Genomic DNA, 12,603 nt, shown 5'->3' with positions numbered 1-12,603 from the left:
CGGCGGCTTGGCGCGGAGCGCCCGACGGGTGTATTTGTCGGAGAACCAAGAAACGGGGATTCCGATGAGCGACGTCACCATTTATCACAACCCGCGCTGCTCCAAATCCCGGCAAACGCTGGAGTTGCTGCGCGACAAGGGCGTCGAGCCGTTGGTGGTCGAATATCTCAAGACCCCGCCCTCGCCCGCCGAACTGACGGCGATTCTGGGCAAGCTCGGGCTTGGGCCGCGCGACATCCGCCGCGCCAAGGAAGCCGCCGAGGCGGGCATCCCGGCGGATCTGGATGGCGAGGCCCTGATCGCCGCCCTGTCCGCCAACCCCAGCGCCATCGAGCGCCCCATCGTGGTCAAGGGCGACCGCGCCCGCGTCGGTCGTCCGCCGGAATCCGTGCTCGACCTGCTGTGACGCCCGCCGCCCTTTCGTCCATCGCCACCGGAGACCGCCCCGTGACCACGCCCTCGACCGAACACACCGCCGCGACCGCCGCCGCCGAACTGTCCAGCATCCGCGATTTTCTGCGCTACGGCGTCAGCCGCTTCAACCAGGCCGAGCTGGATTACGGCCACGGCACCACGACGGCCTTTGACGAGGCGGTGTTTCTGGTGCTGGAAACCCTGCATCTGCCCATCGACCAGCTCGATCCCTATTTGGACGCGCGGTTGACCTTGGCCGAACGGCAGGCGGTGGCGAACATCCTGCACGCCCGCGTCGACACCCGCAAACCGGCCCCCTATCTGCTGAACAAGGCCTACATCCAGGGCATCCCCTTTTACGTGGACGAGCGGGTTTTGATCCCGCGTTCCTTCATTGGCGAGTTGCTGTACTCCGACCTGTTCGGCGGCGATGATTTCACCCTGGTCGAGGATCCGACCTCGGTCGAGCGGGTCTTGGATCTGTGCACCGGGTCGGGCTGTCTGGCCATCCTCGCCGCCCGCATCTTCCCAGAGGCGCAGGTGGACGCGGTCGATCTGTCCGCCGACGCGCTGGAGGTCGCCAAGCGCAACGTCGCCGACAGCGGATTCGGCGACCGCATCACCCTGCATCAGGGCGACCTGTTCGCCCCGCTGAAAAACCGCAAATACGACGTCATCATCACCAACCCGCCCTATGTGGACGCCGAGGCGATGGACGCCCTGCCCGCCGAATTCCGCCATGAACCGTCGATGGCGCTGGCGGGCGGCGACGACGGGTTGGACATCGTCCGCCGCATCCTGAAGGAATCGGCCAAGCATCTGACGCCCGAAGGCGGCCTGATCTGCGAGTTCGGCACGGGCCGCGAGATTCTGGAGGCCGATTATCCCAACCTGGATTTCTTCTGGCTGGAAACCGCCAACAGCTTTGGCGAAGTGTTCTGGCTGACGCGGGACCAGTTGAAGGGCGTGAAGTAAGGCGCTTGGCAAAGGCGGCGGGCCTCACACCCGCCGCTGCAACAGAACGCTTCCCCCCTGATGCGGCAGGCGTTCATGCCACGGAATCGCCGCGCGGCCCAATTCGACAAAGCCCTCCTTGGCGTAGAGCCGTCGCGCGGCGTCGTTGTCGGCCCAGACATGCAGGGTCACACGGTCGAAACCGCCGCCGCGCGCCCGTTCGGCAAACCACCCCAACAGGCGAGCGGCGACGCCCTGGCGGCGGAACGCCTCGTCCACCGCCAGCGCGGACAGGAAATAGCTGCCCCAATCCTGGGTTTGGGAAAAGCTGGCCAGATGCTCCACCCGGTCGGGCGGCAGGCCGCTGTAATCCTCCGTTCGGATCCAATCGACCGGATAGCCGTGAACCACCCCGATGACGCGGCCATCCAATTCGGCGACTCCGCTCTGGCGATACGACAAAGAGCCGGTTCGCCCGGCCAGCCCCGGCGTCAGCATCTCCCGCGCCGACAGGTCGGGATAGAGGCCGTCCAGCAGAAATTCGTAAACCCCGCCGCCCGCGATCGTAATCAGCCGCGCCAGCTCCGGCGCGTCGTCGGCGCAGGCCGGGCGAAGGGTGAGACGGTCGTCGATCATGACGGGGCGGTTCCTGTTCGTGACGGTTGCGGCGTTCGCGCCGGTTGACGGACGCGACGAGGCACCGTAGCTTAGCCGCCATGAACGCGCATCGGTTTGCCAGCATTCTGCGAATTAGCGGCCCGGTTCTCTTTTGAGAGCCGGGTAAACGCACGCCCACTCCGCAGTTTCGCAGTCAAGGCCCGACGCATCATGCCCAGCACCCCCGAATCCACCGTCGCATCCGCCGCCCCCACCGTCGCCCTGGCCCCGCCAGCCGCCGAATCGCGCCCCTGCGATCCGAGCCGCCGCGTGGTCTTCTCCGTCATCGCCGACGCCGATCCTGGAACCCTGCCCCGCGTTCTGGAATTGGTCGCCAAGCGCGGCCTCGTCCCGTTGACGCTGGTCAGCCGTCTGGTTGACGACACGCTCACCATCGAGATGGAGGTCGGCGGCATGGTGCGCGCCGAATCCGACCATGTCGGCCAATGTCTGCGGCAAATCCCGATGGTGGCGCGCGTCACCATTGGCGAACGCGCGCTGTCCGTCGAGGGGATGGCCAGCCTGCTCGCCGCAGCGGAGTAAACCGCCTGTCGCAGCCGAGTCGACGTGGTTCAGACCGCCGTCGGGGGAAGAGGCTCTTCGGCGGCGTCCGAGTCCGGCGAATCGGCCTGCATCAGTTCCGCCGCGCTCTGCAATTTGCGGAACTGGCCGACCGAAAAGGGCAAGCTGCCCAAATAGGCGAAGCCGACCAGCGACAGCGTCCACCAGGGTTGGTTGACCATCATCGCGGCGACCAACCCGACCCCGGCCAGGGCGGGAACCACCCATTGCGCCGGAACCCGCGCGCCCTTGAAGGAGAAGGTCGGCAGGGTGCTGACCATCAGGCCGCCGATCATCAGCGTCCAGGGGACGATGATGACGGGATGGCCGACGATGCTCGGCCCCGCCTCAAACCCCAAGGTCATCGGCAGCAGCACCAGTCCGGCCCCGGCTGGGGCAGGAACGCCGGTGAAATAGTTGTAAGCCCAGGGCGGCAGATCGACCACCCCCAGCCGGGAGTTGAAACGCGCCAGCCGCAGGGCGCAGCAGACGGCGTAGGCCATGGCGGCGATCCACCCCAAGGTGCCAGCGCCGTTCAGCCCCCACAGATACATCATGAAGGCCGGGGCGACGCCGAAGCTGATCGCGTCGGACAGGCTGTCCAGCTCCGCCCCGAACTTGCTTTGCCCGTTCAGCAGCCGGGCGATCCGGCCATCCAGCGCGTCAAGAATGGCGGCGATCACGATGGCGATCACCGCCGGTTCCCAACGCTCCAAAATGGCGAAGCGAATCGCCGTCAGGCCGGAGCACAGCGCCAAAACCGTCAGCACATTCGGCAGCAGATGGTTGATCGACAACCCCTTGAGCCGAGGGTGCGGACGGCGCGGACGGCGCGCCCGACCGGGCCGAAAGATCGGCTGCTTGAAAACAGGCGGGCGTTTCATCACCGCACATCCCCGTAGCGCTGCGGCTCCGTCCCGCTCAAATCAGCCAGGATCGTTTCGCCGCCGATGGCCGATTGTCCAACGCAAACCAGCGGGGCGACTCCATCCGGCAAATAGATGTCGGTGCGACTGCCGAAACGAATCAGGCCGAAGCGTTCGCCCGCCTTCACCTCCTGCCCGGCCTTGACCCACCACAAAATGCGACGGGCAACCAGACCGGCGATCTGCACATAGGCGATCTCGCGGCCATCGGGCAGACGTTGGCGGAAGGACATCCGTTCGTTCTCGTCGCTGGCCTTGTCCAGGGCGGCGTTCAGGAACTTGCCCTTGTGGTATTCGGCGGCGACGATGGTTCCATCGGTCGGCACACGGTTGACGTGGACGTTGAAGACGTTGAGGAAAACGCTGATTCGCGTCAACGCCGCGTCGCCCATGCCCAATTCCGGCGGCGGAACCGCCTGGACGATCATGGTGACGCGACCGTCCGCCGGGCTGACCAGCAGGCCGGGGCGGGTCGGGGTGACGCGGTCGGGGTCGCGGAAGAAATAAACGCACCACAGGGTCAGAACCAGACCGGCCCAGCCCAGCGGGGTCCAGACGGCAAGACCCAGGATCAACGAAACGACGGCGAAAGCGGCGATGAACGGCCAGCCAGCGCGGTGGATCGGAACGACGACGGTATCGATGGCGGACATCGCCTCTGTCTTCACTGTTCAACCAATTGCGAGCGGCCATTGTAGACGCCCGATCAAGCCCTTTACAGAATTTTAGCGGCGAGACACCATGCTAACCGCACAAGCCACTGCAAAATCGAGCGCCGCCCCGTGACCGTTCCTGATTTGAAGACCATTCAGTTGCTGGCCGAAGTGCCGGACGGCGCTCTGCCCATCACGCCCGGGTCGATCGAGATGACGCCGGAAGGCGTGTTGGGCATCGCCAAGCCGCCCAAACCCTGCAAGCTGCATTTCATGGCCGACGGCCTGCCCTTCAACATCGCCGTCCGTCACGAGGGCGAGGGGTCGATCTGCCAGATTTGGGCCGACGTCGGCCATGTCCCCTTCACCGCCCAGGCCCCCGACCGCCGCCGCACGCTTCTGTCTCTGCTGCGCGGGATCGACGGGTTGAAGCATGTGAAATTCATCGTCCAGGGCGGCCAGAAGATCATCCTCTTCTCCGAAAGCACGCTGGAGCATCACGCCGCGCCGGAGGATTTGTTCCACCAGACCATGCTGGTGTTGCAAGAGGCCCGGCCCTTCCTGCGGCTGCTGGGGCCGTATTTGTAAGGGCCGCCGTATCTGTAAAATCAGGGCTGCGGCCAGAAATCATGGTCGATCATCTGCGCGTAGCTCCAAGGGCAGGCGGCGGGAAAGGTTGACTCGCTCAGCCCCGTCTCCCGCTCCGCGTCAACCAGCGCCAACCGATAGGCGTCGGCCACCGCGTCATCCAATTTTGATTTGAGGCTGGGGTTGTCCGCCATGTGGCTGGCCAACCGATAGCGCTGCTCCTTCACGCTCAAACGCCAACTGTTGCCGCGCAGGCCGGGCTGAAAACGCCATTTCAGCAGATGAAGCAGCAGAACGGCCAAACGATTGACCAACTCCCGCTTTTCGCTGCGGCCCATGCTCTCGATCTCCTCGGCGATGTGGGCGATGTCCGCCGCGTCGAGCTTTCCCGCGCGCAACAGCGCCGCCTGTTCGTTCGCCCAGGCGTAGAAATCGCGGTCGTAGAGGGGCTGCTCCATCGCTGGTCTCCTCTCCCCTGCGCGCCATCATGCGCGCCGCTGGGCGGCGGAACCGGAGATTCGCCTCCGGCCCGCCAGCGCCAAAAGGCTTACTTAGGAACCTTGCCCTGCACGCCTTCGACGTACCAATCCATTTTCAGGATCTGCTCGTCGGTCGCGCTCTTGCCTTCGGGGATCACCACCTTGCCCGACTGGTCCTTGACCGGCCCCTGGAAGGAGTGGCGCTTGCCCGACATGATGTCGGCTTTGATGGTGTCGGCCAGCGCCACGACGTCCGCCGGGATCGCCGGGTTGTAAGGGGCCAGGAACAGCATCTTGTCCTTGAAGCCGCCCCAGGTGTCCACGGCCTTCCAGGTGCCGTCCAGCACCGCCTTGACTCGGTCGACGTAATAGCCGTTCCAATCGTCGACGATGGCGGTCAGGTGCGATTTTGGCCCGAAGCGGGTCATGTCCGACGATTGGCCGACCGACCACAAGCCACGCTCCTGCGCGGTCTGGATCGGGGCCGGGCTGTCGGTGTGCTGGACGATGACGTCGGCGCCCTGGTCGATCAACGCCTTGGCGGCCTCGGCTTCCTTGCCCGGATCATACCAGGAATTGACCCAGACGACGCGGACCTCGGCCTTCGGGTTCTGCTCGCGGAGCGCGATGGTGAAGGCGTTGATGCCGCTGACCACCTCGGGAATCGGGAAGGAGCCGATGTAGCCGATGACGTTCGACTTGGTCATCTTGCCCGCGATGGCGCCAACCACCGTGCGGCCTTCGTAGAAGCGCGCGGAGTAGGTGGCGACGTTGGCGGCGCGCTTGTAGCCGGTGGCGTGCTCGAACTTCACGTCGGGATAGCGCTGGGCCACCTTCAACGTCGGGTTCATGAAGCCGAAGGAGGTGGTGAAGATCAACTTGTGGCCGCTGGCGGCCAACTGCTCGATCACGCGCTCGGCGTCGGCGCCCTCCGGGACGTTTTCGACATAGGTGGTGGACACCTTGTCGCCCAGCGTCTTTTCAACCGCCAGACGGCCTTGATCGTGCTGGTAGCTGTAGCCGTGATCGCTGATCGGGCCGACATACACGAAGCCGACCTTCAGCTTGTCCTGCGCCGCCGCCGCGCCGACGCTCAGCGCGACCACAGCAGCCCCGGCCAGCCCCAGCAGAGTCTTGCCCATCGTCCTTCTGTTCACGTCAAAGCTCCATGTTTCTTTTGGTTTCGGGTTTCTGATTGCGGCGAAAAAACAGCGCGCGGTCGGGTCAGGCGTCCGGGTGGAACAGCTTGCCCAAACAGGCCGGCGCGTTGAGACGGATGCGGGCGACGTCCCGCGAAATCAACACCAGGACCAGAACGGTAGCCAGATAGGGCAGCATCGACAAGAGCTGTGACGGGATGTCGAACCCCAACCCCTGAACATGAAGCTGGGCGATGGTGACGCCGCCGAACAGCCACGCCCCCAGCATGACCCGATGCGGCTTCCAGGTGGCGAAGACCACCAGCGCCAGCGCGATCCAGCCGCGCCCCGCCGTCATGTTCTCCGCCCACATCGGCGTGTAGTCCATCGACAGGAAGGCCCCGCCCAGCCCGCTCATCGCGCCGCCGAACAGCACCGCCAGAAAGCGGATGCGGATGACCTTGTAGCCCAGGGCGTGGGCGGCGGCGTGGTTCTCGCCCACCGCGCGCAGCACCAGACCGGCGCGCGTGCGGTAAAGGAACAGATGGACCAGCGGCACGGCCAGAACGCCCAGATAAACCAGAACATCCTGCCCGAACAGCGCCTGACCGACCACCGGCAGGTCGGACAGGCCGGGAATGTTCAGCTTGGGCATGCCCTGCAACGGAATGCCGACGAAGCCCTGCCCGATCAACGAGGACAGGCCGACGCCGAACAGGGTCAAGGCCAGCCCGGTCGCCACCTGGTTGGCCAGCAGCCCCAGCGTCAGCGCCCCGAACAGCGACGCCGTCAGCGCCCCCGCCCCCGCCGCCGCCAGAAAGCCCAGCGGCGCGCTACCCGTCTTCACGGTGACGGCGAAGCCGCAGACCGCCCCGACCAGCATCATGCCCTCCACCCCCAGATTGAGGACGCCGGACTTTTCCACCACCAGCTCGCCCAGTGCGGCGAAAAGCAGCGGGGTGGCCGCCGCGAACATCGCCGCCAGGATCGGGCCGATCAACGCCAATTCCGCGTTCATGCCACAGCCCTCCGCGCGCCGAATCGGACCCGGTAGCGAATCAGCACGTCGCTCGCCAACAGAAAGAACAGCAGCATCCCCTGGAACACCCCGGTGATCGCCTTCGGCAAACCCATGGCGATCTGCGCCGCCTCGCCGCCGATGAAGGACAGCGCCATCAGCAGCGCCGCCAGCAGAATGCCGACCGGGTGCAGCCGCCCGAGAAAGGCGACGATGATGGCGGTGAAGCCATAGCCGGGCGACACGTTCGGCGTGATCTGCCCGATGGGACCGGCGACCTCGCCCATCCCGGCGACCCCCGCCAGACCGCCCGACAGCAGCAGGACCAGCCAGACGACGCGCTTCTGGTCGAACCCGGCGTAGCCCGCCGCCGCCGGGGTCAAACCGATGACCTTGATTTGAAAGCCGATGAAGGTCCGGGCGATCAACACCCAGCCCGCCGCCACCGCGAACAGCGCCAAGGCCGCGCCGAGATGCACGCGCGTCCCCGCCCACAGGATCGGCATCACCGCGTCAGCCTCGAACAGCCGGGATTCGGGGAAGGCGAAGCCGTCGGGATCGCGGTACGGCCCATGGACCAGATAATTCAGCATCAGCAGCGCCACATAGGTCAGCATCAGGCTGGTCAGAATCTCGCTGGCGTTGAAGCGCAGCCGCAGATAGGCCGGAATCGCCGCCCAGGCCATGCCGCCTGCCGCCCCGCCGATCACCATCAACGGCAGCAGCCACCAACCGCCCTCGCCGTAAAAGGCCAGCGCCAGACCGCCGCCGACGATGGCGCCCATGGTCAATTGCCCCTCCGCCCCGATGTTCCAGACATTGGCGCGAAAGCCGATGGCCAGACCGATGGCGCACAGGGTCAGCGGCGTCGCCTTCACGATCAACTCGCCAATGCCGCGCTTGGACGACACCGGATCGACGAAAAAGGCGTGCAGCGCCTTCATCGGATCAAAGCCGAGCAGCAGGAACAGGACAAAGCCGCTGAGCAAGGTCAGCAGCACCGCCAACAGCGGCGTGGCGTAGACCATGGCCTGCGAGGCCTGCCCACGAGGTTCCAGACGGATGAGGCTCATGCGTTGCATCCCTTCACGACGTCACAGCGCACGCGCGATCTCCCCGTCTTCGTCCGGCGGCGTGGCGAACAGGCCGCCCATCAACAAACCGATCCGTTCCACGCTGGTCTCGTGGGTGGGGCGGCTGTCCGACAGCCGCCCATGGAACAGCACGGAAATCCGGTCGCTCAACACGAACAGCTCGTCCAGATCCTGGCTGATGACCAGAACGGCGGCGCCCGAGCGCGCCAGACCGATCAACGCCTGATGGATCGCCGCCGCCGCGCCCGCGTCCACGCCCCAGGTCGGTTGACCGACGATCAGCAGCTTGGGCCGTTGCAGGACTTCCCGACCGATGATGAATTTTTGCAGATTGCCGCCGGACAGCGAGCGCGCTTCGGCGCGGTGGCCGTGGGTGACGACGTTGAAGCCCTTGATGATGGTTTCGGCGTAGGCCCGCGCCCGCCCGAAACGCACCATGCCGCCCGTCACCAGGGTTTCGCTGGCGTAGCCCGACAGCAGCGCGTTGTCCGACAGGCTGAGTTCCGGCACCGTACCGCGCCCCAACCGCTCTTCCGGCACAAACGCCAACCCCAGCGCCCGGCGCGCGCGCGGGCCGAGATGCCCGGCCCTGGCCCCTTCGATGACCACGGAGGCCGGATCGGCGACCAGAACCTCCCCGCTCAGCGCCGCCATCAACTCGGCCTGACCGTTGCCCGCCACCCCGGCGATTCCCAGAATCTCGCCCGCCCGCACCTCGAACGACACGTCCTTGAGGTTGGTGGCGAACGGGTTGTCCGACGTGGTGGACAGATGGCGCACCGACAGCCGCGCCGCCCCCGCCGCGCCCTGCGGCGGGCGTTCCGGGCTGGACAGCTCGCTGCCGATCATCAGTTCGGCCAGCCCGCGCGCCGTCTCAAGGCGCGGGTCGCAGGCGCCGACCACCCGACCGCCGCGCAGCACGGTGGCGCGGCTGCACAGGGCGCGGATTTCCTCCAGCTTGTGCGAGATGTAGAGGATCGTGCAGCCCTCCGCCGCCAGACGGCGCAGGGTCTCGAACAGCTTGGTCGCCTCCTGCGGGGTCAGGACGGAGGTCGGCTCGTCCATAATCAGCAGCTTCGGGTCTTGGAGCAGACAGCGCACGATCTCCACCCGCTGCCGCTCGCCGACCGACAGATGGAAGACGTGGCGCTCGGGGTCCAGCGCCAGCCCATAGCGTTCCGACACGCTGCGGATCTTCGCGGCCAGCGCGTCCATCGGCCCCGGCTTTTCCAGGCCCAACGCGATGTTCTCGGTCACGGTCAGCGTGTCGAACAGCGAGAAATGCTGAAACACCATGCCGACGCCAAGCTGGCGCGCGCCCGCCGGATCCGGCACGCGGGTTTCCCGTCCCTGCCACAGAATCGTCCCGGAATCGGGGTGGAGCACCCCGTAGATCATCTTCACCAGCGTCGATTTTCCGGCCCCATTCTCCCCCAACAGCGCGTGGATCTCGCCCGGTTGCAGGACGAGATCGACATGGTCGTTGGCCAGACAGCCAGGAAACCGCTTGGTGATGCCGCGCAGCTCCAAACGGGGCGGCGGCGGATCGGTCGGAAGGGAGGAATCCAAGGGGCGCGGACCCGAAAAGTGAAGAGCCAAGCGGCAATGCCAAAGCCATGCCACCCTGTCGCACAGAGTAACGCGGCGGGCGGGCCACCCGTCAACAGCCGATCAACCGCCCAATCCGAATGCATGTGCTGATTTTAACGGCAGCACTGGACCTCGGCTGCCCGCCGCGTGGTCAGACAGCCGCTCAGACGACGGCCCGGCGCATCATCGCCCGGACGATCAACGGGTGAATGCGGCCAACCGGCAACATGTAGAGACGACCAAGCGCGTTGTGGACCCGCACCACCGTGGACACGACGTAGCGCGGCGTCTCTCCCGCCTCCGGCTTGACGATGGACACCCGGACGTCGAGATGGCGGTCGTCGATGCCCATCAAAATCTCGGCGTCGCTGATCGCCTGGATGGTGAAGATCCCCAGCCGGTCGCCAACCCGGTAGGCCGAGGCCGGTTTGTCGGACCTGACCGCCAGCGCGCCAACCGATTTCAAGCCGACCAGCCGCACCAACCCGTTGCGCAACGCCATCAGCCACGACACCCATGGCGGAGTCGCGCCAAAGCTTTTCAACGCGATTTCGGTCGGCGACAGCGAGCCGTTCCGCAAGGGCGCCTCATAAGCATCCCAAAAGCTGGCGCGGGCGAGCGACCCGCGCAGAGCGCTGACGCTTGGGATTTCGGTCACGGTGATCGGGATCATGAGGCGTTCTCCGACGCGGGAGCGGCCTTGATGGCATACACCCTCTGTGGATCGCGTTCGAGCGGCGTCGGGCGCCGGTGGATAAATCATCCCGTCTTTCCCGCAACGCAACGAAGCGCCCTTGCCAGACCCGACCCGCTGACCCAACTTTGACCGGACAGCGCGACGAAACGAGGACGATCATGGCGGCGAATGCGACAGGGTACGCGGTGCTGGAGCGGCGCGGCGTGGTGGCGGTGGCGGGCGAGGACCGCGCGGCCTTCCTGCAAGGGCTGGTCTCCAACGACGTGACCCAGGTGCGGGAGGATCGCGCCGCCTACGCCCTGTTCCTGACGCCGCAGGGCAAGTTCCTGCATGATTTCCTTCTGATCGAGTCGGGCGGCGCGTTGCTGCTCGACCCGGAGATGGAACGCCGGGCCGATCTGCTGCGCCGGTTGAAAATGTACAAGCTGCGCTCCAAGATCGCCTTGGAGGATCGCGCCGACTCGTTGCGCGTCGTCGTCGCCTTTGGCGCTGGCGCGCTGGCGGCGTTGGGCTTGCCGGAGGAGGCCGGGGCCGTCCGCCCCTTTGGCGGCGGAGTCGCCGTCACCGACCCGCGCCTGTCCGCCTTGGGCGCGCGGCTTTACCTGCCCGCCGACGGCTTGGCGGCGCTGGACGCGGTCGGGCTGGAGCGTCGCGAGGTCGCCGATTATGACCGCCTGCGCCTATCGCTCGGCGTGCCGGACGGCGGCGCCGACATGGTCCCGGAAAAGGCGATTCCCCTGGAAAACCGCCTGGACGCGCTGAACGCCATTTCCTGGTCCAAGGGCTGCTACATGGGGCAGGAGTTGACGGCGCGGACCAAATACCGCGCGCTCATCAAGAAAAAGCTGTTCCCGGTGACGCTCGACGGCCCCCTGCCCGCCCCCGGCGCGGTGGTGACGATGGGGGACAAGGAGGTCGGCGAGATCCGCAGCGGCCTGGACAACCAGGCTTTGGCCCTGCTGCGGCTGGCCGATCTGGAAGACGCGGCGGCCCCATTGACGGTCGGAGAGACTCGTTTGACGTGGCAAACGCCGGAGTGGGACGCGGCGGGGGCGGCTTAACCCAAGCCCTGCACCCAAAGGCGCACGGCGCGCGCCGCCTCGCGCGCCAAATCCTTCACCCGCCCGGCCAACCGCCGCACGGCTTGCCAGGGCGGCAGAGCCTTCAACCGCTCCAGCCAGCGCACCAGCCGGGTGAAGATCCAGGCGAACCACGGGATGGTCATCAGCCGGTCGCGGGTGATGTGAAACAACCGCTCCACTAGCGTGATTTTCAGCAGCTCGGCCCCGACCAGAACCACAAGCCCCGTGCTGGGTTGCCCGGTGGCGAGCAGCCACGCTCCAGCCCATTTGGCCGGTTCCAACAGCACCAGCGGCAGCAGAACGACGATCAACGCCGGATAAGGTTCCAGCCCCGACACCCAGTGCACGAAGCCGGCGAAGATCGGCAGACCGCCAAGCCAGCGCGCGAAGGGCCGGATGATCCAATAGACCAGCGCGTCGATGACGAAATAGAGCAGCGCGGCGATCGTCACCACCGGGCGCAGGATTCGCCCGATCAGGCGGCGTGGCGGCGCGGAATGCCCGGTCATCGGCGTGGTTCCTCCCGCACAACATCCCCGCCCCTCTGTAGCACAAGAGGCCGTCGCTGGAACACCGGCGCCCGGCGATCCCAGAAACCTCTCGTGCAGCGCAGCGATGCGGCGAATCGGGCGCGACATTCCGGGCGTGACGGCGTAAGTCTGCCCGCGCCATGACCTGCCCCGATCATGGTTGGCCTTCGCTTCGGGTTGAACGGATTGTGATGTTTCTTCAACGGATTGTCATAACGCGC

15 protein-coding genes are annotated in these 12,603 nt (G+C 66.3%); 5 read left to right on the top strand and 10 right to left on the bottom strand.

Annotation, left to right across the window (positions count from 1 at the left end; genetic code table 11):
* Positions 1-64 precede the first annotated feature (64 nt).
* Together arsC and prmB are read left to right on the top strand one after the other, a co-directional pair.
* A complete protein-coding gene (gene arsC, locus D3877_RS02935; RefSeq protein WP_119829259.1) occupies positions 65-406 on the top strand; it encodes an arsenate reductase (glutaredoxin) in 342 nt (113 codons plus the stop codon).
* Positions 407-447: 41 nt separating this feature from the next.
* On the top strand, positions 448-1,389 hold the full coding sequence (gene prmB / locus D3877_RS02930; RefSeq protein ID WP_119830750.1) for a 50S ribosomal protein L3 N(5)-glutamine methyltransferase: 942 nt from the start codon (positions 448-450) through the stop codon (positions 1,387-1,389).
* 24 nt (positions 1,390-1,413) lie between these two features.
* Here prmB and D3877_RS02925 read toward each other — a convergent pair whose 3' ends face one another.
* Positions 1,414-2,004: a GNAT family N-acetyltransferase gene (locus D3877_RS02925; protein ID WP_119829258.1), complete on the bottom strand. Its 591-nt coding sequence runs from the start codon at positions 2,002-2,004 to the stop codon at positions 1,414-1,416.
* Between the two features lie 192 nt (positions 2,005-2,196).
* On the opposite strand from D3877_RS02925, the gene D3877_RS02920 reads away from it, so the two are divergent.
* Positions 2,197-2,568 carry a hypothetical protein gene (locus D3877_RS02920; protein WP_119829257.1) on the top strand — a complete coding sequence of 124 codons (372 nt, stop codon included), beginning with the start codon at positions 2,197-2,199 and terminating at the stop codon, positions 2,566-2,568.
* 29 nt (positions 2,569-2,597) lie between these two features.
* On the opposite strand, the gene D3877_RS02915 is transcribed toward D3877_RS02920, so the two are convergent.
* Complete coding sequence (locus D3877_RS02915; RefSeq protein WP_119829256.1) at positions 2,598-3,470, bottom strand: CDP-alcohol phosphatidyltransferase family protein; 873 nt, start codon at positions 3,468-3,470, stop codon at positions 2,598-2,600.
* The gene (locus tag D3877_RS02910) at positions 3,470-4,165 is read right to left on the bottom strand and encodes a phosphatidylserine decarboxylase (protein ID WP_119829255.1); all 696 of its coding nucleotides are present in this window, start codon (positions 4,163-4,165) and stop codon (positions 3,470-3,472) included. Before D3877_RS02910 ends, D3877_RS02915 begins: the two co-directional genes overlap by 1 nt.
* 129 nt (positions 4,166-4,294) lie before the next feature.
* Here D3877_RS02910 and D3877_RS02905 point away from each other — a divergent pair, with 129 nt between their 5' ends.
* On the top strand, positions 4,295-4,753 hold the full coding sequence (locus D3877_RS02905) for a hypothetical protein (RefSeq protein WP_119829254.1): 459 nt from the start codon (positions 4,295-4,297) through the stop codon (positions 4,751-4,753).
* A 20-nt stretch (positions 4,754-4,773) separates the two neighbouring features.
* Here D3877_RS02905 and D3877_RS02900 read toward each other — a convergent pair whose 3' ends face one another.
* From D3877_RS02900 to D3877_RS02875, 6 genes are all read right to left on the bottom strand, one after another.
* Positions 4,774-5,211, bottom strand: coding sequence for a DUF29 domain-containing protein (locus D3877_RS02900; RefSeq protein ID WP_119829253.1), 438 nt, complete (start codon positions 5,209-5,211; stop codon positions 4,774-4,776).
* Positions 5,212-5,300: 89 nt separating this feature from the next.
* Entirely contained in the window at positions 5,301-6,374 is a 1,074-nt protein-coding gene (locus tag D3877_RS02895) for a BMP family ABC transporter substrate-binding protein (protein WP_119829252.1), read from the bottom strand.
* 82 nt (positions 6,375-6,456) lie between these two features.
* Positions 6,457-7,389 (bottom strand): ABC transporter permease, encoded by a 933-nt coding sequence (locus D3877_RS02890; RefSeq protein WP_119829251.1) that lies wholly within the window; start codon positions 7,387-7,389, stop codon positions 6,457-6,459.
* Positions 7,386-8,462 (bottom strand): ABC transporter permease, encoded by a 1,077-nt coding sequence (locus tag D3877_RS02885; RefSeq protein ID WP_119829250.1) that lies wholly within the window; start codon positions 8,460-8,462, stop codon positions 7,386-7,388. The genes D3877_RS02890 and D3877_RS02885 overlap by 4 nt, the downstream gene beginning before the upstream one ends.
* 21 nt (positions 8,463-8,483) lie before the next feature.
* Positions 8,484-10,052 carry an ABC transporter ATP-binding protein gene (locus D3877_RS02880; RefSeq protein ID WP_119829249.1) on the bottom strand — a complete coding sequence of 523 codons (1,569 nt, stop codon included), beginning with the start codon at positions 10,050-10,052 and terminating at the stop codon, positions 8,484-8,486.
* A 184-nt stretch (positions 10,053-10,236) separates the two neighbouring features.
* Positions 10,237-10,746 (bottom strand): DUF2867 domain-containing protein, encoded by a 510-nt coding sequence (locus tag D3877_RS02875; RefSeq protein ID WP_158599769.1) that lies wholly within the window; start codon positions 10,744-10,746, stop codon positions 10,237-10,239.
* Positions 10,747-10,928: 182 nt separating this feature from the next.
* Between D3877_RS02875 and ygfZ the strand changes: the two genes are divergently transcribed.
* The gene (gene ygfZ / locus D3877_RS02870) at positions 10,929-11,831 is read left to right on the top strand and encodes a CAF17-like 4Fe-4S cluster assembly/insertion protein YgfZ (RefSeq protein WP_119829247.1); all 903 of its coding nucleotides are present in this window, start codon (positions 10,929-10,931) and stop codon (positions 11,829-11,831) included.
* On the opposite strand, the gene D3877_RS02865 is transcribed toward ygfZ, so the two are convergent.
* Positions 11,828-12,361, bottom strand: a complete 534-nt coding sequence (locus D3877_RS02865; protein ID WP_119829246.1) for a hypothetical protein — start codon at positions 12,359-12,361, stop codon at positions 11,828-11,830. The genes ygfZ and D3877_RS02865 overlap by 4 nt on opposite strands.
* Between the last annotated feature and the right edge of the window lie 242 nt (positions 12,362-12,603).

The organism is Azospirillum cavernae (assembly GCF_003590795.1).
GTDB classification, from domain to species: domain Bacteria; phylum Pseudomonadota; class Alphaproteobacteria; order Azospirillales; family Azospirillaceae; genus Azospirillum; species Azospirillum cavernae.
Note: the sequence above shows the minus strand (reverse complement) of the source record. Positions and strands in the feature narration are given on the sequence as shown.